The sequence below is a fragment of the Allobosea sp. 01N443 genome, from assembly GCF_056399325.1.
Map to the genome: position 1 here is coordinate 187,760 of NZ_JBFTRC010000001.1, position 21,659 is coordinate 209,418.

The window sequence follows — 21,659 nt, forward strand, 5'->3', positions numbered from 1 at the left end:
GTGACTGTAATCGATCATGACCGACGCCAGCTCATGAAGCTGCGGATGTCTTTGAAATGGAAGCCGGCATCGTGCTCGGTATCGACCCAGGTCAGCACCGACGCCACTCGGGGAGCGCCATCGGCGTCGGGCCCCGGAGCGCCGCCGACCAGCCGTAGCGCACTCTGCGCCATTTCCCGGCCGGTCTGTGCCCAGCGCACCACGAGCAGTATCTGGTCGGCCCAGCCCGCCAGAAAACTCGCTTCCAGCCGATCGACCGCTGCGGGCCCRTCGATCACGATGAAGTCGTAGGTCTCGCGGAACTGATCAAGCCAGTGCGGAACTTGCGGGTTTGCGAGGAAATGAAGCAGGTTGCCATCGAGTCGAGGCGGCGGAATGTAGTCGACCCCAAGCTCAGGAAGGTGCTCCACCGCATCGGCGATCGGTCGGCCGCGGCTCAGGACGTCGACGAGATCGACGCCGGGGGCGGCCGCGCGCGCCATCGTCACGATGTCCCGTTCAGGGAGCCCGCTTGGCTCGCCGAGGTCGATCAGGAGCACGCGCAGTCGAAGGCGCGCCGCCGAGAGGACAAGGCTCCGCGCGACCGTGGTCTTGCCTTCGCCCGGAAGGGCGGAGCTGACAAGGATGATCTTCGACGCGAAGCTGCCGGAGCCCCTTGGCAACACGGAGATCAGCAATGAGCGGATTGACCGCGCATAGACTGATTGAGGCTGCTGCCGCAGCAGATCCTCGATCCGCTTTGCGTGCCGGAGCGTGACCCGCGGGACCTGCCCGAGGCAAGGAACGGCCAGAGCTTCGGCGGCTTCATCCGTGCTGCGAAGAGTGTGATCAAGTCTGTCGATGCCGAGCGCAAGCAGCACGCCCATGATGCCGAAGACCATCACGCCAGGCGGAATGAGGAAGGCCGGGTGAATCGAACTTGGCCTTTCCGGCGGCCACGCCGACGCCATGACCCGGACGTCCGGCTGAATGAGCTGGACCTGTTCGTTTGCCTGCTGCTGACGGCTCAGAAGGGCATCATAGAGCTGGGCCACTGCGGCCGCCTGACGCTCGAGAGCCCGCAAACCGGACATGCTGGCCGCGGTTTCGGTCGCCGCCGCCTTCAGGGACTGCAGCCGCTCCTCGATTGATCTGGCCTGAGCCTGGAGAATGCGACCGTCGGTCTCTACCTGGCTGAACGCCTGATCGATCGCCTGCTCTGTCGCACGGTCCGCTTTCCGGCGCGGCTCCGGCTGAGGCTCCTGACCGACTGTCGCTGGTGCTGCTTCGTTGTGGGCGAACTCGGCCAGGCTCGCTGATCCCAGTGCATCCGCAAGGGCGGAGGTGGGTGCGCCGCGCTGGCGCAAGTCGTTGAACCGGTTCAGCCGTTGTTGCGTCGCGGCGAAATCGGACTTGGCCAGGGCCAATTGCCGGGCCAGCTGTGCGATCTGCTGGCCGGTTACATCAGGGGTGCCATCGACCGCTGCGCCATGGAGCAAGCGGTAGGCCTGCAGCTCCTCTTCGGCACGCGCCACCTCCAGCCTCATTTCGGGAACGCGCTTGGCGAGCCAGACCACAAGCTGCTCCGCGTCGGTGCGCTTTCGTTGCGCAATATCCTCGATGTAGACATTCGCGACGGTGTTCGCGATCTCGGCTGCACGTCCCGGATCGGAATCCGTTGCAACAACTGACAAGACTCTCGAACGTCGCTCTTGGCCGATCTTTACGGAGCGCTTCAACTGCTGGGCCAGCGCGCTTTCGTTACTGTCAGGGGAGTGGCTGTCAGCGCTACGCCGAAACGGCTGCGTGAGAAACGACCAAGCGGCACCGAGCCCATCCTGGACACGGTGCAGCCAGGAGTCCGGTTGCTTCCCTGCCGCCACCACTTCCTCATGGGCAAGAAGGAGCGCGGAAGCGACCCGTCGCAGATGCGCATCGGACGAAAGCACGGCCAAGTGCGTGTCGATCGCCGCATCGTCGATGGCTTGGGAGGCCTGGGATGTGCCACTCGACCCTTCCGAGGCTCGATCGACCACGATTTGCGTCGTTGCCGTATAGGTGGGCGACATGATCAGGCCAACGATCGCGACCCCTCCGCCGCCGAGGAGCATCATTGCAAGGATCAAACCCCGCCGCCTCGACAGCGCGTGGACGATCCGCTGGAATGGCAGCGGCCCTGGCGCCGATCCAATGATCGGTCTGGTTATCCGCGTCGTCGGTTCGAGTGGCGGCAGATCCGAAGGTCGTGCCGTCGCGATGAACCGCTGGCCCTTGCCGGTCAACGCTTCCATCGTCAGCTCCCCTGCAATGCGAGGTCGAATTCACCGACCGGTGTGGTGGCCGGCGGACCTGCGCCCTCGTCGAGCCAGGCCTGGAGCATCAGCACAGCCCAAAGCGCAAGCGAATGGTCGCGGCGGCCGCTCAGATGCTCCGCCCAGCACGCCTGGACCGCCGCCACGTCGAGAAGATCGTGGCGCCGCAGCCGCGATTCGGTCAGCAGGTCGGCCGCCCAGGCCCGTAGCGGCCCCTTCAGCCAGGCACCGACAGGCACGTCGAAGCCCTGCTTGGGGCGTTCGAACAGGTGCCGGGGCAAGTAGCGCGCAAGAACCTGTCGCAAGATCCACTTGCCCTGGCCGTGGCGGACCTTGACCGCTGTCGGCAGGCGCCAGGCGAATTCGACAACGCGATGATCCAAAAGCGGACAGCGGGCTTCCAGGCTCGTCGCCATGCTTGCCCGGTCGAGCTTCACCAGAATGTCGCTCGTCAGATATCCAGTCATGTCCCGAAAGATCAGTTGCGACACCAGATCGTCGAGGACGGGAGCATCGGGCTCGGCAGCTTCGGCGTCGCGCGCCAGGGTTAGCTCCGAGACACGTGTCAGCCGCCGGTAGATTTCCTGGTCTCCGTTCGCGGCGAAGAGATCGGAAAGACGCCTCAGGCGGTCGCCGCGCAGCGAACGCCTCAGCCGGTCCGGCACCGGCAGCCGATTGACGAATTCCTCGCTGGCGCCATTCGCCAGGTGAACCAGGAAATCTGCAGCGGTGCGGCGGAGAATGGGGGGCAGGCCAAGCAGGGAAGCCAGCCGCACCGCAAGAAAATGCCTGGAGTAGCCGGCAAAGCATTCATCGCCACCATCGCCCGACAGAGCCACGGTCACATCAGTGCGAGCGAGACGGGAGACGAGCAGGGTCGGGATTTGCGACCAGTCGGCGAATGGCTCGTCCCAGATGCGTGGCAATTCGGGGATGACCTCGCGAGCCTCCGCTGGCGTCAGATGCAGCTCCGTATGATCTGTCCCGAGGTGCCGGGCGATACGCCCGGCCTCGACCGACTCGTCATAGCCTCGTTCGCGAAATGCAATCGTGAACGTGCGCACCGGCCTGTCGGACTGGGCCTGCATCAGCGCGACGACGGTCGAGCTGTCGATTCCTCCGGAGAGGAATGCGCCGAGCGGAACGTCGGCGACCATCCGCTCGCGCACGGCGAGACGAAGCAGTTCGTCAAGCTCCGCGACCAGTGCGACATCGTCGGAAACGAACGGATTCTTCCGCCCCTCTTCGGCCACGGCAGCCAGGGACCACCATTGGTGGATCCTCGACTTGAGAGTTGCTGTGTCGGGAGCGTCGGCGATCTCGTCGGCGCTCACCGACAGCATGGCTCCAGGGGGCAGCTTGAACACATCGTGCCAGATGCAGCACCGATCCGGCATCGTGCCGCGCGCCAGCATGGCGGCCACAGCCTCTCGATCGATCCGGGCTTGAAAGCCCGGAAAGGTGCGAATTGCCTTCAGCTCGGAGGCAAACACAAGGGCACGTCCGATGCGCGCGATGTAGAGTGGCTTCTTCCCCATCCGATCTCGGACCAGATGGAGAACACGCGCCCTTCGGTCCCAGAGGCCGAGTGCGAACATGCCGGTGAAGCGCTGGAGCGCCCTCTCCAGACCCCAGCTTTCGATCGCGCCGAGCATCACCTCGGTGTCGCTGCCACCACGGAAGCTATGCCCGAGATCTTCGAGTTCGCGGCGCAGGGTATGGAAATTGTAGACCTCGCCGTTGAAGGTCATGACCAGCCGTCCGCTGTGGGAAAGCATCGGCTGGTGGCCGCCCTCGGTCAGGTCGACGATTGCGAGGCGTCGATGACCCAGTGCGACGCCTGCCTCACGGTCACTCCAAAACCCGTCGCTGTCCGGCCCACGATGGCGAATGGAAGCCGTCATCGGCTTGATCGCACCCAGTAACCCGGGGTCCGCAGCGTCGGGGGGCAGAATGATACCCGCAATCCCGCACATCCTGTCATCTCCCGTAGTGAGCGGACACCGTCGGCCTTCGCGTGCAGCCCTCGGCCAAGCACAGGGCGAGGGCGAACCAGAAGATCGGGTGGCGAAGAATGAAGTGGCTGATGCTGAACACCGCCACAGAGCAGATCAGTGCCGAGAGGGCATCGAACCGGGCGTGCAGCGTGAGCAAGAGGGTACTGCCGACGAGCCACGCCAGAGTGGCGAGGCCAAGCACGCCTCCTTGGGTGTACAGGTCCAGGGGCGTGCTGTGCGCCTCGAACGGGCCGGGCAGGTTCTGCGGGTTAGGACCCGTGGGGCGTTCGGAATGCGGCCCCGGACCGAGGCCCAGGGAGGCCGACCCCAACCCTTTCAGCAGTGCTTGCTGCCAAAGCAGAAACCGCAGATTGGCTGTGGCTACGGTCCCGTCCCCGCCTTTGTCCTTGGCCAGGCTTTTGGCGAAATCCTCCGCCTCATCGGCAGCGGCGATGCCGTAGGGCAACAGCGCGATCGTGGTGGGCGGGGCCGCCAGGATGAAGAGGACGGCTGCGATGTAACGCATGCTGTATCCTGGCATGGCCAGCCAGGTTCGCAGCCGCAACCCGATCAGGAACGTGCTCGAGATGACCGTGGCGCCCAAGAAGGCGTCGCTCTTCGTCAATCGCCCGAAGACCACGGGCAGGACCGCCAAAGCAAAGCCGGAGACGCGGCCGAAGCCCGTCTCCGCGCTCATCGCCAGATGGAGCGCGAGCGGACCAAACACGGCGCAATAGAGCGCAGCCTGGTTGGGGTTCTCGGACCAGCCGCGAAAGCGGTCCCAGTACCATGGATCGAGCGAACCCTGAGGGAGCAGCCCCCAGCCGATGGCAATCTGCAGCGCGAGGCCGATATTGCCGAAGACGATGACGAACCAGGCGGTCTGCCGCAGGCGGTTGTCACTGTCTGGTTCGGCCATGGACAATATCGTCACACAGGCCATGAGCAGATAGGCGGTGGAGTCATGCACCATGGCGCCGACGTCGGTCAGCGGATCGAAGAGAAGTCCGATGCACGCGCCTATGCTCAAGGTGAGCGCGAACACGGCCCAGAATGCGCTCAGTCGGGTCAAGGCTGAACTGGCCGCCATCGGGTACCCGGCCAGAAATCGGGTCGCCGACAGGGCGATCCAGAGCGCAAGGCAGAGCTCGCCTAGGCCGATCGGCAGGCCGGGCAGGCGGAGCTGCGATGCGGAAGACAGCACGAGCCCCGCTCCGAGGAGCGCATTTCGGATCATTCCCCTTCTCCGACACCGCGGAGCGCGCCGGCGCCCTCCAGAATCGGCGATCGCGACCTGCCCGCAGCCTTGTCCGTACCACCCTGTTCCGACAGAACCTGCCGATAAAGCTCCGTGTAATGTCCGACGATCGTCGAGAGCCCGAATTCGCGTCGAACCAGCGCTACGGATCGACCACCCATTTCAAGCGCTCTGCGCCGGTCTTCGAGGAGCTCGAGGATGCTGCTGGCGAGAGCGCCCGGGTCGCGCGGTGGCACGAGGAGGCCGTTCCAGTGATGCGTGACCACATCGCTGCAGCCGGGCATGTCGGTCGTGACGATCGGCAAGCCCGCAAGGCCGGCCTCCAGCAGCACGCGCGGGATCCCCTCCCGATATTCCGTCGGCAGGACGAACAGATCTGCAAGGCCGAGCAGGGCCGGCACGTCTTTCCTCGCGCCCAGCGCCATCACATGGGGCGCCTGCCGGTCGATCTCGTCCTGAGCGACTGCGAAGGGCCCTTCACTTTCTCGTGGACCGACGAGCAGGAAGCGCACACCCGGGCGCACCTTCCTGACCAGCGAAGCAGCCTCCAGTAGCGTCGGAATTCCCTTCTGTTGCGTCAGCCTGCTGACCGTGATGACGATCTCGTCCGTCCCGAGGCCGAGCTGTTCCCTTAGCGCCGCAGTGACGGGGCCACGGGCGTGCGATCGATCGAAGGCGGCAATGTCGATGCCCGATCCGCGGATCAGATGAGCGCGGTCCCCCCGAACCAGCCTGTGACTCTCGAAATAGGCCTTGTCGTCGCGGTTCTGGAAAACCGTAGCCGCGGTCCAGCGGGAGGCGAGCCATTGCAAGGCGCAGTAGACCGACCGGAGGGCGAGCGCGCGGGCCGTCTCGGACGAGAATACCCAACCCATCCCATTGATGGTTCGCACCACGGCGACCTTGCCCCGGACCGCGAGGGGTGCCAGCAGATTGGGCTTCGTATCGAAGCTTTGGACAATGTCTGGGCCGATATCCGCGATCATCTTCGCGAGCTGGCGGATGGCAGCGAGATCGGCGCCGCGACTGTCGAACCGGTCGAATTGATAACGCCGATGAGCCAGGCCGGCTTGCAAGAAGGCGGCCCCGTCTGTGGTCGAGGCTGCCGTTATCCGAAAGCCGCGGTCCTGCAAGGCTGCGAGGAACGGGATGCGCAGCGAATGGTCCTCCCCTCCCACGCAAAGCACATGCGGAACCATTTTGACTCCTCCTGCCAGGAGCTGGGACTGCGGGGGGCCTGACCCCTGAGTGCAAGCGCTCGGCCTGATGACCTTTTCCGGCGCGTTCCTGCCCCACAGGACCGTATCCGGTAGGAAATCACGGTATGGAGCAGGCTCTGCACTGTCCTCATTCATTTGGATGACGGATCGGAACCGGACGTAAATGGCGTAKGGCGCCGGCATCGGTGCGTTTCCGCATGGTCGGGGGAAGAATCCGGCGATCGCCGGCCTCATCGCTTCAGAGGCGGCAGGGTGTTCGCCTTGAAGCCGACAGCTTCTGCCTCACGCTATGGTTTGCGTGGAAGAGGCCGGCTCGGCCCGGCTGACAGCGGATTCACGTGCTGGCAGGCGTAGGATGCCAGCATTGGGGCGGGGCCGCCGGAAGAGGCGTCGCGGTAGCGGCCGTGGCGCGAAAACCAGACAGCCGGCCAACTGTGCAGGGACCGGAGAGAACATGTAGTCTCCCGACGCATCTTCAGGTCGTCACGAATTTGTGCGTGCAGCCGCCGTGTTTGATCTCGAAACGGCCTCGGAGCGAGCCTGTCCGAATGGAGGGCGAGCCCCCGGGGCTCGAGTCTGTCGAGGGCGGCCACTTCCAGGGGCTCTATCTCCATGCGCGCATGGCGACGATTACTTCTACCCACGGGGGACCGTGAGCATTCCGTGTCACGCTGGCATCAGCCCGCCTGCTGCCCCGCCGCGGCCCGTTCGTCCAATTTGGGTAGCCCTTCCTTGCCGGGGACAGCGGCCGGTGTATGCAGGCCGGCCGGTATGGCCTTTCGGGGGGGCGGGACCTTAACCTTTGGGTGTAGGCAGACTGGCTCCTTTGAATGCGTTTTCGCTCGGGGGTTTTCTGATATTGTTCCCTCATGGTTCCGATATTGTTCTATAGTAATGTATCCGGAGCGTATGAATATATAAGATAATTTTCCATACTGACGATATAATCAAAGGTAATTTGAGTATAATATGTAGTAACTTCCGCTCCTTGTGCGCGATATCTTGCAGCGATTAAGTTTACGTGCGCTGTGAGTAGCTGCGTCATCTCAACCGACATGGTTTGCGGGGCGAGGTTAAGCGGATGGTCTCTGGTCCGGAATGCGGAACATCGAGGAGAGTGCCGATATGTCTTTGGTCAGCGGATCTGTCGAAGCGCCGGCGCCCCTGGGTGCGTCCGTCCGTCATGCGATGCCCTTGAATGCCGGCCTCGTCGGGCCTCTTTGCGCGTCCCCAGTTCTCGACCAGGAAGAGGGCGGGGCGGGCGTAGCGCCCCCAAGCAATTATCGCGGCACCGTGGCTCTGAGCATGCTCGACCGCATCGGCTGCGGCTATCTTGTCCTCGAGGACCGCCGGAAGATCGTCGAAGCCAACGCCACGGCCCGGCTGATCCTTGGCCGTGAGGCGGGCTCGGTTCAAGGCCTCGACCAACTGACGAGCGCCTTCAAGCGATTGATCGCGCGCGCGCCGAACCGCCCGTCACTCGGCCCGCTGACCTGGATCGTCATTTCGGACAAGGACGATGCGCCTCTCGTTCTCAATCAGGTCGCGGACGACATGCCGGACGGCACCAGCGTAGTGATGCTTCTCGATCTTGATGCTCATCTGGAGCCCAATCCCTTCATGCTTCAGCGCATGTTTGGCCTGACCATGGCCGAGACGCGCCTGGCGATTCAAATGGCGCGCGGCGATGTGCCGGCGGATGTCGCCCGCAGTCGGCGTCTCAGCCGAACCACCATTCGCTCCCAGCTGGCCTCGGTCTTCGCCAAGACGCAGACCAGGCGCCAGGCGGAGCTGGTCACGCTGCTTGCCCGTGTCGCGGTCCTGCCGTGAGGAGCGGGCTTGCTTCGGCGCGCCGCCTCGACCCGGAGCAACGCAGCGCCGGTATCGACAGGCTTGTCCGCTGGAAGCACTGGCGGGCTGTCGCCTGGTGCGCCTTCTCCCTCGTCGGCATTGCCTCGATCCTGCCCGGAAGCATCGAGTTCAGAACCCGGGCGCCACCCGAGCTGGAGCACGTGTTCGCCTATGCGATCACGGGCGGAATTTTCGCGGTGGTCTACGGGCGCAAGGGCGCCCCCTTGTCTGCCGCCTTGCTGATCATTGGCGCCGTCGGGTTCGAACTGGCCCAATTTTGGATTCCGGGCCGCACGCCACGAGTCGTCGATGCGGCGTGCAGTATTGTCGGCAGCATGATCGGGCTGGCGGCTGGTCTCGTCCTGCGCCGAGCGTGGTCGAAGCGATATCGGGTTTCGAAGTAGCACGTTCGGCGAGGCGGATTGGTGATTTGACTTGGGCTGGTGACATCGGTTGCTGTGGCGGAGCCAAGACATTGCGGCGATGCGGGCAGCTCGGCGAACGGAAGCTCTGCATCGCTTCTCCTCACATCGCAAGGACAGGTGAGAAACCGTCCGCTACGCCCTTGCGGATGCGCCGGTCTGATGCGGCAAACAGGGACGTCTGTCGCAACCGCAGGCTTTCACGCGCGCGCCAGCCTGTTGCCTGTCTTGCTCCGACGCCGGAGTGGTCTGACGGGGGCGATGGCGTTCCAGGCGGATAGCTGGCGAAGGCGTGATCTCGCCAGCGATCCGATGGCATTTCTGACGGTCCTTCGCGGGGGGCGTCCGCAGTATCCTTCGAATGGACGATGACGCTCACAAGGCGTCTCCATAGTGTCCTCTGACGGCCTGACCCGCTGCTTCGCGAGACTGTGCAGCCATGATGTGCTCGGGCCACAGGCAGAAGTCGATTGGCGCCGGGGCTCGACGAGACGCATGGAGCGACGTTCCGTCGATCAGGGTGGTTGGGATGCTTGGATAGGAATGGGCCGGGCGCGTGGCAGGTGAGGCCGCACATCGCTCAAGGCGTATTGCGGTCATGGAGGTAGGAATGACTAACGCCGCAATGGGAGCAGCCGGACGTCTCAGTGCCAGACTCTCGGCCAAGCTTCAGCAGTCAGCCGACGTCTTGCAGGACGAGGGTGCACTCCGCTTTCTGGAGTTGTCCGCTCTATCGCTGAGCGCGCCAGTCCGATCAATGCGCGTGCGGATCGCCGTGTCAGCGGACGCCAAGCGCGCTATCGCCAAGATAAAGAGCAGCTCTTGCGGGCGAGGGCTTTTCATCGATTGCGGATCAAACGTTGGGCAGGGATATAGCGTATTCAGTCGGTACTATACCGAAGAATATTTTGATTTCATCATGATAGAGCCCAACAAGAGTTGTCTGCCATATCTTCAGGCGCTCCAGGCGAGTTCGAGTGCGAATATCGAGATCATCGGTAAGGCGGCGAGCGTCCGGGAGGGCTTCACCAAGTTGTTTGGGCCTCCGTCGGATCGACGCCAACCTACCTATGAAGGGCGATCGATCGTTCCCGAGCACAATAGCAGCCTGTATGCCGCGGGGGATGCAGATTCTGACGTCGTAGAGACATTCTCGCTGTCGAACCTCATCATGGCAAAGAAAATGCTGTATGATGTCGTCGTTCTCAAGCTCGATGTCGAAGGTGCGGAATACGAAATACTATTCGATATGATAAATACAGGAGCTCATAGAGAATTATACGCGGCATATATAGAGTTCCATTCCATTTACATGAAACGTCTCGAGAGAGAAATCAAAGTAGTGGCGGAATCCAATATCCGAAAGACGATAGAGAGAGATGGGATATTGTTTAGGGAGTGGATATAAGGCCTCTTCGATTTGGATAGACCAGACTCCCATGGCGGTTTTCTGGACATGGAGATCAACATCTCTCTGTTCGGCCTAATTTTCCGAGGTCAGGACGCGGCTCTGAGCGTCAAGGCAAGAGGAAGAGGCTTGTAATGATCCTCGAGATGTTCGGKCCGTCCGGGGCGGGAAAGACGACGATGGCGTCCGCCCTGACCGCCCATCTGCGCGGTCTCGGCTATGTCGTGACCCCCCTGATCGGCGTGAGGGCTCACCCGCTGAGACGCATTATCCTCAAATGCCTGGCCAGCGCCCGGTTGCTCAACTCCGCCGGTTCGGCCGGCGGCGTCGCGGATCTCTTCAGGATACTGCCACCGAAGGATCGGCTATGGGGCGTTCGCCTGCATTGGCACCTGGCACTGCTCCATCGCGAATGGACTGCGGCGCAATCCTCGGATGCGATCACGATCTTCGATCAGGGCATGGTCCAGGCGGTGGCCTCGCTCGTTCTGCTCAGCGGCATAGTCGAGCGCGACCCTGTCGGACGCGCGCTCGACTGCGTGCCGAAGCCGGACCTGCTCATCCGCTTCGAAGCGCCACGCCCCCTCCTGGAGGCGCGCCTTCGGGATCGTCGACAGAGGATCGGCCCGCTTCAGCGCTACCTCGAGATCGACCTGCAAGGCAGCCTGGACCACGTGGACCATGTCGACCTGATCTCCGGCCTGGTCGGTGCGCGCGGGCTCCCCATGATCCGAGTCAGCAGCATTGATGCCCCGAGCCGCAATCTGTCGATCGATCGGATCAGCGCCGCAATTCTCGCCAGGATGCGCCCATCGCGAGCCGTTGCGGAAGAGCCCGCAGCACGCGGCTATGCGGCGCTCTCCCATTAGAGCATCGGACCGGACCCCGTTTCCGGTCCGATGACCCAGCTTTCCCGAGAGCCGGAATCCATTTCACCGGCCGATTCTTTTGATCCGGCGTCGGGGCGGGGGGCAGGCATTGGCTGGGGTGACTCGAGTTGCCGCCAACGGCGGAGGCGACCGCGATCATCGGCCCTGCGGCAGGGGCTGTCGCCCGTGAGAGCCAGGATATCACTCAGCGCCAGGTGGATTGTGCAGGGCGAGGGCAGCCGCTGTGCAGGCCGCGGTCAGCGGGCTCCCGCAGCCCGTGTCGCGCAGCCTGGTCGCTGAAGAGGGACCAGAGACACGCGGCATCGGGAATCCTCTCGTCGAAGGGGCCGCCTGGACCCTGCACCGGACCCGGCCAGCCGGCTTCTCCAGGAGAGGCGGGATCGGGGGGGCGCGCCGGCCGGGAGTGAAGGCTATCGCGGGAAATACGCGACGCCGGGCCCGGAGGCAGAAGAGCCGATGGCGGCATGCCCCGCCTCCATCATGCAAACGAACGAAGACAGTGGGTTACGGCGCTCATAGCATCCTCTCCCAGATGACCGGGTGAACTATGTGCGTGGTGATCCAACCGGTGCCTTGTGCCGTGACGTGTCAGGCACTCCGACACCGCTCCACCGCTGTCATGCCCGGCGCCACACGTAGCAAGCCGGAGCGGCACGTGGCCGCAGACCACTTATAGGAGGCTCGGATGAAGGCTGTGATCCAATGCGGCGGCAAGGGCACCCGTCTGCGCCCCTATACTTCGGTCCTGCCGAAGCCGCTAATGCCGATCGGATCGAGGCCGGTCCTGGAGCTGCTGCTCAAATGGCTCCGCCGGAACGGAATCCAGGAGGTTTTCGTCACGACCGGATATCTCGGCCATCTCATTCGCAGTTTCTGCGGAGACGGCGCGCAGTGGAACATGAAGATCACCTATACCCAGGAAGTCGAGCCGCTCGGTACGATCGGCCCACTTTCGCTGCTGCGGGACCAGCTCGACAGCACGTTCCTCGTGCTCAACGGCGACGTGCTTACCGATATCAGCCTCAGCCAGTTTGCCAGCTTCCATCGGCACCATCCGGGCCCGGTGACCATCGCGACGACCACTCGCACGATCAAGATGGATTTCGGCGTGATCGACGAGGTTGATGGCGAGGTCAAGACCTTCCGGGAAAAGCCGGCGCTGCCGCATCTGGTGAGCATGGGCCTGTACTGCATGGATCCCTCAGTGTTCGAGTTCATTCCGTCGGGAGTGCCCTTCGGGTTCGACGACCTGATGTTCCAGATGCTGGAAACTGGCACGCCCGTGCACGTCTTCAAGCACGAGGGTGTGTGGCTCGACATCGGTCGCGTCGACGACTTCCACAAGGCGCAGGACGTCGCCTGGGACGAGCAGTCGGTTGTGATCGAGCACCCTGTCGCGGCCTGACGACGCCGGTCTGGCCGGCGCCGCTCGGCGCCGGCGACTTGTCCGCCACGCGTGATGGAGCCTTCCATGTTGCTGGTTGCCGAGCCCATCCTGGGCCCCGAAGAGAAGACTGCCCTTGCAGAGGTCATCGACAGTGGCTGGCTGACCATGGGGGACCGGGTCAGAGCTTTCGAGCAGGCCTTCGCCGAAGTCCATGGCGTCGAGGATTCCGTCGCGGTCAATTCCTGTACGGCGGCCCTCCACCTCATTCTGCATGCCCTGGGACTGGGGCCAGGCGACGAGGTCCTGGTTCCCGCCCTGACCTTCGTCGCCACCGCCAATTGCGTGGTCTATGTCGGCGCGACGCCCATCTTCGTCGATATCGAGTCGGCGGATGTTCCGCTGATGTCGCTGGCCGACGCCGAGGCCCGCTGCACCGCGCGGACCAAGGCCGTCATTCTCGTTCATTTCGCCGGCTATCTCGCCGATCGCGAGGCCTGGCGGGACTTCGCTCGCCGGAAAGGGCTGCTGGTGATCGAGGATGCTGCACATGCGCCCGGGTTGAGGCAGGTCGGGACCTTCGGCGAAGCTGCCGCGTTCAGCTTCTACGGCAACAAGAACATGACCACCGCCGAGGGCGGCGCGATCATCGCCCGCGATTCCGCCCTGCTCGAGACGATCCGGCAGGCGCGGGGGCACGGCATGACCAGCGGAACGCGCCAGCGCCTGAACGCGCGCACGCCGACCTATGATGTCACCATGCTTGGCTTCAACTACCGCATGGACGAGATGCGGGCCGCCATCGGTCTTGTCCAGCTGCGGAAGCTGCCGGGCTGGAACGAGGTCAGGAGCCGCCTGGTGGCCGATTACCGGCAGCTCATCGCCGAACGCTGCCCGTCCGTTACGGTACCTTTCCAGCAGCCGCGGCTATCCACGTTCCACATCATGCCGGTTGTCTTGCCGGCCGGTGTGGTGCGGCAGGAGGTCATCGATCACCTGCGGGAGAACGGCATTCAGACGACGATACACTACCCTCCGGTTCATCTCATGACGCTTTACCGTGAGCTCTGCCCCGGTGTGCAACTGCCGCGGACCGAAGACTTCGCGCTGCGCGAGCTGACCTTGCCGCTCCACCCGCGGATGGAAGCCGAAACGGTCGAACTGGTCGTGGACACATTGGCGCGTGCCGTGCAGGCCGAAACCGTCGTCAAGGCCGTCGCATGATGCCCCGTCAGATCCGTGTCGGGCATTCTGCGGCGGGCGTCGATATGAACGCGGTTGCGAGTCGCGCCTTCGACATCATCGTCGCATCTGCAGCCGCCCTGGTCCTGGCCTTGCCCATGCTGGTCATTGCCTGCGCCATCTGGCTGGAGGGCGGTCGGCCGATCCTGTTTTCCCAGGCCCGCCTGGGAAAGGGCGGGCAGCCCTTTCGCATGTACAAGTTCCGTAAGTTCGCAGCCACCTGCGGCACCGAGGGATGTCCCCTGACCATGGCCAAGGATGGGCGGATGACACCGGTCGGCCGCGTTCTGGCCGCGACCAAACTCGATGAGCTTCCGCAACTTTGGWACGTCCTGAGGGGCGACATGGCCATTATCGGGCCGCGTCCCGAGTCGCTGGCCTTTGCCGATTGCTTCCAGAATGGCTTCGAACAGGTTCTGGAGCACAAGCCAGGTCTGTTGGGGCCTAGTCAGATCCTGTTCCGCAACGAGGGCAGTCTCTACCCGCCGGACATGGACCCGACGCGCTTCTATCGGGATGTGCTGTTTCCGACCAAGGCGCGGCTCGATCTCGCCTATTTCCCCCATCACAGCGTCGTCGGCGACATTGGGTGGCTCATGAGGGGCGTTCTGGCCGTCTTCGGCTGGGTCCCGTCGCAGGCCGTGCCCGCTCAGCGGACAGGCCGGCCAGGTGTTGCCGAAACCCGTGAAGCAACCAAGTCCGAGGGAGCAGCTCAATGAGCTACAGCGGCATGCGCGTGCTGGTGACCGGAGCCGATGGTTTCATCGGGTCCCATCTGACCGAGGCGCTGGTGCGCGACGGCGCCAAGGTCACGGCCCTTGCCCTCTACAACTCCTTCGACAGCCATGGCTGGCTCGACGATGTTCCAGAGGCCACCCGCAATCAGCTGAATCTCGTGCGGGGGGACGTTCGCGACGCCGCGTTCATCGGGCGAATCGTGCAGGGCCAGGAGATCGTTTTCCACCTCGCCGCTCTGATCGCCATTCCCCATTCCTACTTGGCTGCCCAGTCCTATGTGGAGACCAACGTGTTGGGGACGCTGAACGTGCTCGAAGCGGCGCGCCAGCATGGCACGGAGAGGATCGTCCACACCTCGACCAGCGAGGTCTATGGCACGGCGCTGACGATGCCGATCAGCGAAACCCATCCACTCCAGGGCCAGTCGCCCTATTCGGCGTCCAAGATCGGCGCCGATATGATGGCCGAGGCCTTTGCGCGGTCGTTCGGGCTTCCGGTCGTGACACTCAGGCCGTTCAACACGTTTGGACCGCGTCAAAGCGAGCGGGCAATCATCCCCACCATCATTCGCCAGGCGCTCGATCCGGCCTGCACGGCCATCATGGTGGGCGACACCACGCCGATCAGGGACCTGACCTTCGTCGAGGACACCGTCGCGGCGTTCATGGCCGCAGGCAGCGCGGTCGCGGTCGATTACGGACACGCTTATAACGCGGGCAGTCAGCGGGCGGTGACCGTTGCGGACCTGATCGAACTGATCCGCGAACTGAGCGCGTGCCAAAAGCCGGTTCTGCGCGACGAGACGCGGATGCGGCCGGTCAATTCCGAGGTGCGGGCACTGCTGGCCGACTGCTCCCGCTTCGAGCGCGAAACCGGCTGGCGACCGCGCACGAGTCTGCGCGAGGGCCTGGAACGGACGATCGCGTGGTGGCTCACCCGCGTGGCGGCGGGGCAGGTTCGCCGCCAGAAGGACTTCATCACATGAGGTCGGTTCTTCCGAGATCATGGCTTGGGGCGTTCCTGGCCGCCGCGCTCGTGCCGGCATTCTGGCCCGCGGCCGCAGCCGACGACCTCTCTGCCGCGCAGCTGGTCGCGCCGGTGGACATGCCGCTGCCCGGATATCTGCAGCCTGCATCGGACCCGGCCTTCGGCGTGGCATTCACGCGGGTGACCCGGCCGGGGCCACTGGGCTCGGGCATCGTGTGCGGCCCCGGCCACTGCAGCCATCGTTATTCGAGCGCCCAGGCCTGGAACGCGGATCAGAGCCTCCTCGTCATCGTCAATGGCTGCAACGGCTTGTGCTTTCTTGATGGTCGCAGCTATGCGCCGCTCTTCCGGCGCACCCGGAGCGGCGAATGCGAATGGCACCCACGCAATCCGGAGCTGATGATCTGCGTTGGGGGGCAGACTGTTTCGTTCTGGGCGCCGCGGACCAATCTCGAGCGCGTGGTCTACACCGCAGACCATCATCGCAACCTTCAATTCGGCCCCTACAAGGGAAACCCGTCCTGGGACGGTCGCCGTATCGTCGTGCGGGCACTTTCGGAGAGTGGGGCACTGGTTGCCTTCGCCTACGACCTGACGACCCGGACGAAGTTTCCCGACATCGCGCTCGCCAAGCTCCCAGGCCAGAGCAATGCCTGCTCCATCTCTCCCTTGGGCGTGCATGTCTATTGCCTCCAGAGCTTGCCGGACGAGACCAACCAGACCTTCATTTTCACGCTCGAAGGGGCACTGGTGCAGAGCTGGACCGAAAACCACCGGCCCGGTCATGGTGACATGACGGTGGATGCGGACGGCCGCGAGGTCTATGTCGGCATCAGCAAGGCGCCTCCCGATCAGTTCCAGGTCATCAAGCGGCGTCTCGATGATGGTGTCGTCACCGCCTTGACCCGCTATGGCGAGGCTCAGCACGCTTCCCTGGCGATGCGACGGCCCGGTTGGGTTTTCCTAAGCTATTCCGGAATGCCKGACGAGGTCGGTCGCCACGGGGGGTGGGCGCCRTTCGCGCAGGAAATCCTGGCACTCAAGATCGACGGCAGCGGCGAGTTCCGGCGGATCGCACAGACCAGAAACGCGCCCCATGACTACTGGAGCGAGACCCACGCTTCGCCGTCACCCGATGGGTCGCAGATCATCTGGTCGAGCAACTGGGGGCAGGCAGGCGGCCCCGTCTTCGATTTCGTCTCGCGCCTGGATTGGCCCGACGAGGTCGCCCCTGCCGGACAGCACGCGAGAGGCCAGTGAAATGACCCTGTTTGCAGTCAAGCGTTCCAGCCTCGGCAGGCTCGCATCAGGTGTCCTGCTGGCAGCCTGCCTGGGTGGCGGAGCCCATGCCGGCGCTCCGTACCGGCTCGCTCCGGGCGATACCATCGAAATGGCCCTGGCCGGCCTGCCGGATCAGCGTCAGCGCGCGACGGTCCAGCTCGACGGCACGATCGCATTGCCGGCTGTCGGGTCGGTCGTCGTCGCAGGCCTCACCCCGGCGGAGTTCCAGAGCCGGATGGAGGCCCTGATGCCGACCAAGGTCTTCCGATTTCGCGCTCCAGATGGCCGCGAACAGGTCCAGGTCGTCAGGCCGGGCGACGTGACCACCTGGGTCGCCGAATACCGGCCGATCTATGTCGCCGGCGACGTGCTCACCCCCGGCCAGCAGGCCTATCGGCCGACCATGACGGTCCGGCAAGCCATTACCGTTGCCGGCGGATACAGCCTTCTTCGCTCTCGTGCCGGGCAGCTCGGCCCGGATCCTGTTGATATGAGGCGCGATCACGACTCGCTCTGGACCGAGTATCTGAAGGAGTATTTCCACGCGCTGCGCGTCCGCGCTGAATTGGATGATCAGGAGACCTTTGATCTGCGCCCGCCGAGGAGTTCGCCCCTGCCCACGATCGTGGCCTCGGGCGTTGCCCAGAGCGAGGCGGAATCGCTCAAGATCTCGCTGGCCGATTTCCGCGACGAGCGGAGTTTTCTGGAGCGCGCCGTAAAGGAGGCAGGCGAACAGGTCACGGTGCTGATCCAGCGCGAGCAGGAAGAGGAAAAGGGAGTGCAGGCCGATTCCCAGGAGCTTGAGCGGGTCAATAAGCTGTTTGGAAGCGGCGCCCTCGTGAGCCAGCGTATCAGCGAGAGCCGACGCGCGCTGCTCCTATCGTCATCGCGCCGCCTGGAAACCACCGCTCAGTTGATGCGGACGCGGCTTCAGGTCGAAGAATATGGTCGCCAACTCGAGCGCGTCGCCAATCAGCGGCGGATCACTCTGTTGCGCGAGCTGAGGGACTCCAATCTACGCCTGGCGGATCTCAGCGTGAGAATTCAGGCGATCAGCGAAAAGCTCCGCCCCCTCGGCAATGTGAGCTCCATGCCAGCTGCAGGCAACGACCTTCGCTCGGAGGTCGTCATCGTCCGTAAGGCTGGCCAGCAATGGCAGCGCTTGCCCTCCACCGAGGACACCGAGGTCGAGCCGGGCGATGTCATCGAGGCCGTGTTCCGCGGAGAGGGGGCCACTGCTGCAGCCGTCCAGTAGCGGCCAGCAGGATCGAGGCCCCGATGCCGTCCGCGCATTCGTCAGGGAACGCCGAGCCAACCGTCCGCTGTGCCCTCCCCATCGGCGTCTCGACGCGCGCATCCGGCATTGGGGGCTACTTTGGGCCGCCGGCACACGCTGGCGATCAGGCCGGGCAATCGATGTCGCCGGGCCAGGCACCTGCCCTTGCCAAAGGCTCGGGCCGGGTTTGAAATTACCAAGGCACCTATGGTGCGCGGGGCAGCACGTCGTTGCCAAAGAAGTCCGTTTGCCGTGGTCCGCTTGCCGTGTTCGCCTGGAGATAGGCCGGGCCGCCTCGGCCGGGAGCGGGGCCCACGTCGAGATAGCTGCGCTCGGCCGAGGCACGGGGCGCTGCGGTGGATACAACGGCGGGTGAGGCAAATTCCTCGCGCGGCGTGCAGCCTGCAATACTGGTCAATAGAATAAGGCTGGAAACAACCAGAGCAGCTCTCATCGCGCGATCTTTCAACTCATTTCATGCGATAATAGTATCCGAGAAAAACACGGGGCCGGCAAGTTGGCGATCTCACGTCAGAACGGCGGTCGTGGAGCTTGAACGCCGAGGTCGCGTGGGAGAACACTGCGCTCCGGCCCCCTGCTTCCAGTGATGGTCCTCAGGCTCGTGACAGGGAAGTGCCATTCATCGCCGGTACGGTTTGCTACCGGCGCGCGAGGAGATGCCGTTCGTTCGCCTCAGGCATCTCCTGGAATCAGGTCGCCATGGCTGAGGCTGCGCCGACCGGTCCATGCAGGAGAGAGCTCAGCAATTCGCTCGCTCCTGACCACAGGATCTGTACGCCCAGGCAGAACAGAATGAACGCCGAAAGGCGAACCGCAATTTCGGTGCCGCCTTGCCCGAGAAGCTTTTGCACGCGAACGGCATAGGTAAAGCAGAGCCAGATGCTGAGGGCGATTACGGCGATGGCAAGGAGGCTGGCGAGAACGAAAACGACCGCGCCAGAGGACGCCGTGAACGTTGCGCGTGAAAGGCCGATACTGATCGTGACAGCGATCGTGCCAGGACCGGTGGTCAGTGGCAGGGTCAGCGGATAGAAGGCCTGCGTCAGGAGGTTGGCGCGCGACACATCGTCCGCATGCGCGTCGAAATCCTTCTGGCTGCCTTCGTTGAGCAACTTCCATCCGGATACCGCTACGATCAGCCCGCCCGCCACGCGCAGGATGGGGATCGAAATTCCGTAAAACTGCAGGATGAGCGCGCCCAAAAGGAACGCTCCCATCAGGACGAAGAGCGAATTCACCGCGATACGCCGCGCGAGGATGCGCCGGGTGTCGGGCACTGCGCCGCGTGTCAATCCCAGGAAAACAAGTGCTGACCCCGGCGGATTGACCACGGGAAAGATGGCTGCGAGCACAACCAGGAACGTATTGATGGCCGCGGACATTCAAGCCGGCTCGATATGGTGGGGGCTGACGATGCACAGGTTTGGGCGCTTCTCCGCGGGAAGCAGCTCTCCGGAAAGAGCAAAGCACGCATCGTCGCCCTGTCCACCCGGCTGAACGGGATGCCGTTCACCGTCGTCTCCGATCGCATCCTTCATTGCTGAGCCCTCAAATTGTCATGGCACCCTATTCAGGTTCTCCGCTGTGCTGCGCGTCCAGTGGAGCCATGGGACGGGCACCGCATCAAGCCGGACTGTGACGGCCTCCCGGCTACTCGACTGGTAAAGCCTGGTTGGCGCGGCGGATGTGGACACGGTATGGCGCCGCGATCATGTCTCGGCCATCGATCATCACCGTACGCCTTGCTGTATCTGGACGTCAAAGCCTGCAGGTCAGTCAAACCCTGGCTTGGAACGAGCCGTCAAACGGCAGGTACGGTCGCGCCTCGATTGTGGTGACGGTTCCGGGGGTGCAATCGGCTCGATCGGCCGCGGTCTCGTGGCGTGTCGACGTGCTACCGGCTAGTCTGCCGACCAGATGAGGCGTTTCAGGCGACGTGAAACATCAAACGGAGCTCGCCGGAATTCTGCTCGCCCTGCGAGTCGTCCTCGCAGGCACGCTCGCCTTTGCGCTCGCGTATCTGCTGAGACTTGAGCATCCGGTCTATTCGTTCATTGCAGCCGTCCTGACGGCCTCCTTCAGAAGATAGGCAAGTCTATTTTGATCTGCGGCGCGTCGTTCGCTCCCTCCTTCATCTTTCACTATATCGTCACCGTTCTCATGAAGCCGGACCAGTCCGACGCTGTGATGAAGAGCATCATGGCTACACCAATGTGTGCTTCATGAGGTCCACATGAGCCCCCTGGAGAGACACAAGCCCTCCGCGCGTCATGCCTGTCTCGATGGCGAGGACGATGAAGGGCTTTAGATACCATGCGGTCCTTGGGCCTATCGCGCCGAACAGCTTGGCCAGTTCGCCCTCATGAAGCCTTCTGTCTCTGGCCTCAGAGTCCTTGGGTATCTTGATGGCTCGCACGGGATTGCTAGGGAGCGGAATGCTCCACTCCTTGATGGCGAACTCGAACACATGCCGCAGAATGACAAGCTCGCGGCGCACGGTGGCAGGCTTGCCCTGTGCGGGCCACGGAAACCCCTGAGACTCCTCCTAGGCGCTCCTCAGCGACCTTGTGCGTGAGCATGAACTTGATACGCGCCCTCTCGTAGCGAGCACCACGCTTGGAAGGGCTGACCTCCTCGTCATATCGCTCAAGGAGGTGCGCAACGATTATCGTGCGGAGATCACGGATCGAAGGTGATAGGTGGGCTGTGTCTATCTGAGCCTCAAGGCCTCTCGCCCATGCGGACGCAGCAGCCTTCGTGGTGAAACTCTTGGAGACGGGAGGGCTGCCCTCGCGCCTAACCTGAGCTTGCCAACTGGAACCTCTCTTGCGGATCGTAGCCATAAGCACCCTGTGACAGCTGTGACAAATGCTGCGACAGACAGGGATTCTGATGGTCTCTGAGGAGGGGATTCCAAAGCATAAGCCCTTGAAAACAAAGGCTATCTTAAAATGGCGCGCCCGACACGATTCGAACGTGTGACCTTTGCCTTCGGAGGGCAACGCTCTATCCAGCTGAGCTACGGGCGCAATCCGTGGATGGTGGATAGCTGATTGCCGGACGCTCGGCAACAGGCGTTTGATCGAGGCGGCGAAGGCCGGTTGGCAGAGCTCTCCAGTTCGTATCGTGTCGGGTGGCCGCGGTTGGGGCTGGATTTTAAGCCGCCCTCGCGAAGCCGCCGCTCATCGCCTGTTGCCAGACATGCGCAGAGGCGCGGCGCACCTTCGGCGGAGAAGGCCATGGGCTAGGTGTTTGATCCCGGGCTTTGATGGTGCAGTCTTTTCGCGTGAGTGGAAGGAGGCGCTATGGGCCAGGTTCACCATGGGAGCGCCACGACGACAGAGGCGGTTCGTCGAGCGATACAGCATAGTCAAGAGAGCCTGAGGGCTCTGG

The 21,659-nt window shown here is 63.6% G+C and carries 16 protein-coding genes and 1 tRNA gene; 11 read left to right on the forward strand and 6 right to left on the reverse strand.

Translation table 11 applies throughout. The features are described from left to right. Positions 1-14 precede the first annotated feature (14 nt). The 4 genes from AC1DRP_RS00910 to AC1DRP_RS00925 are packed head-to-tail and all read right to left on the reverse strand — an operon-like array spanning position 15 to position 6,745. On the reverse strand, positions 15-2,270 hold the full coding sequence (locus AC1DRP_RS00910; protein WP_441504902.1) for a GumC family protein: 2,256 nt from the start codon (positions 2,268-2,270) through the stop codon (positions 15-17). A 2-nt stretch (positions 2,271-2,272) separates the two neighbouring features. Next, on the reverse strand, positions 2,273-4,267 hold the full coding sequence (gene asnB, locus AC1DRP_RS00915; RefSeq protein WP_476767568.1) for an asparagine synthase (glutamine-hydrolyzing): 1,995 nt from the start codon (positions 4,265-4,267) through the stop codon (positions 2,273-2,275). Positions 4,268-4,271: 4 nt separating this feature from the next. After that, positions 4,272-5,525, reverse strand: coding sequence for an O-antigen ligase family protein (locus AC1DRP_RS00920; RefSeq protein ID WP_441504900.1), 1,254 nt, complete (start codon positions 5,523-5,525; stop codon positions 4,272-4,274). Further along, a complete protein-coding gene (locus AC1DRP_RS00925) occupies positions 5,522-6,745 on the reverse strand; it encodes a glycosyltransferase family 4 protein (protein ID WP_441504899.1) in 1,224 nt (407 codons plus the stop codon). The genes AC1DRP_RS00920 and AC1DRP_RS00925 overlap by 4 nt, the downstream gene beginning before the upstream one ends. 1,326 nt (positions 6,746-8,071) lie before the next feature. Here AC1DRP_RS00925 and AC1DRP_RS00930 point away from each other — a divergent pair. From AC1DRP_RS00930 to AC1DRP_RS00975, 10 genes are all read left to right on the forward strand, one after another. Further along, complete coding sequence (locus tag AC1DRP_RS00930; protein WP_069882281.1) at positions 8,072-8,596, forward strand: helix-turn-helix transcriptional regulator; 525 nt, start codon at positions 8,072-8,074, stop codon at positions 8,594-8,596. Then, positions 8,593-9,021 carry a VanZ family protein gene (locus AC1DRP_RS00935; RefSeq protein WP_441504897.1) on the forward strand — a complete coding sequence of 143 codons (429 nt, stop codon included), beginning with the start codon at positions 8,593-8,595 and terminating at the stop codon, positions 9,019-9,021. Before AC1DRP_RS00930 ends, AC1DRP_RS00935 begins: the two co-directional genes overlap by 4 nt. 628 nt (positions 9,022-9,649) lie before the next feature. Further along, positions 9,650-10,447 carry an FkbM family methyltransferase gene (locus tag AC1DRP_RS00940; protein ID WP_476767569.1) on the forward strand — a complete coding sequence of 266 codons (798 nt, stop codon included), beginning with the start codon at positions 9,650-9,652 and terminating at the stop codon, positions 10,445-10,447. A gap of 179 nt (positions 10,448-10,626) precedes the next feature. Further along, positions 10,627-11,316 carry a hypothetical protein gene (locus tag AC1DRP_RS00945; protein ID WP_476767570.1) on the forward strand — a complete coding sequence of 230 codons (690 nt, stop codon included), beginning with the start codon at positions 10,627-10,629 and terminating at the stop codon, positions 11,314-11,316. 706 nt (positions 11,317-12,022) lie between these two features. Beyond that, positions 12,023-12,742 (forward strand): nucleotidyltransferase family protein, encoded by a 720-nt coding sequence (locus tag AC1DRP_RS00950; RefSeq protein WP_441490651.1) that lies wholly within the window; start codon positions 12,023-12,025, stop codon positions 12,740-12,742. Positions 12,743-12,808: 66 nt separating this feature from the next. Further along, positions 12,809-13,945 carry a DegT/DnrJ/EryC1/StrS family aminotransferase gene (locus AC1DRP_RS00955; RefSeq protein WP_441504894.1) on the forward strand — a complete coding sequence of 379 codons (1,137 nt, stop codon included), beginning with the start codon at positions 12,809-12,811 and terminating at the stop codon, positions 13,943-13,945. Between the two features lie 44 nt (positions 13,946-13,989). Further along, positions 13,990-14,682, forward strand: coding sequence for a sugar transferase (locus tag AC1DRP_RS00960; protein WP_476767571.1), 693 nt, complete (start codon positions 13,990-13,992; stop codon positions 14,680-14,682). Next, positions 14,679-15,686: an SDR family NAD(P)-dependent oxidoreductase gene (locus tag AC1DRP_RS00965; RefSeq protein ID WP_441490654.1), complete on the forward strand. Its 1,008-nt coding sequence runs from the start codon at positions 14,679-14,681 to the stop codon at positions 15,684-15,686. The genes AC1DRP_RS00960 and AC1DRP_RS00965 overlap by 4 nt, the downstream gene beginning before the upstream one ends. Next, positions 15,683-16,948, forward strand: coding sequence for a hypothetical protein (locus AC1DRP_RS00970; protein ID WP_441504892.1), 1,266 nt, complete (start codon positions 15,683-15,685; stop codon positions 16,946-16,948). Before AC1DRP_RS00965 ends, AC1DRP_RS00970 begins: the two co-directional genes overlap by 4 nt. A gap of 1 nt (position 16,949) precedes the next feature. Next, positions 16,950-18,224, forward strand: a complete 1,275-nt coding sequence (locus AC1DRP_RS00975) for a polysaccharide biosynthesis/export family protein (protein WP_441504891.1) — start codon at positions 16,950-16,952, stop codon at positions 18,222-18,224. Positions 18,225-18,955: 731 nt separating this feature from the next. Here AC1DRP_RS00975 and AC1DRP_RS00980 read toward each other — a convergent pair. Further along, positions 18,956-19,648 carry a MarC family protein gene (locus tag AC1DRP_RS00980; RefSeq protein WP_441504890.1) on the reverse strand — a complete coding sequence of 231 codons (693 nt, stop codon included), beginning with the start codon at positions 19,646-19,648 and terminating at the stop codon, positions 18,956-18,958. Between the two features lie 554 nt (positions 19,649-20,202). Here AC1DRP_RS00980 and AC1DRP_RS00985 point away from each other — a divergent pair. Then, complete coding sequence (locus AC1DRP_RS00985; RefSeq protein WP_441504889.1) at positions 20,203-20,355, forward strand: hypothetical protein; 153 nt, start codon at positions 20,203-20,205, stop codon at positions 20,353-20,355. Positions 20,356-21,218: 863 nt separating this feature from the next. Here the strand turns inward: AC1DRP_RS00985 and AC1DRP_RS00990 are convergent. Then, positions 21,219-21,295: transfer RNA gene (locus AC1DRP_RS00990), tRNA-Arg, on the reverse strand. Positions 21,296-21,659: the final 364 nt, after the last annotated feature.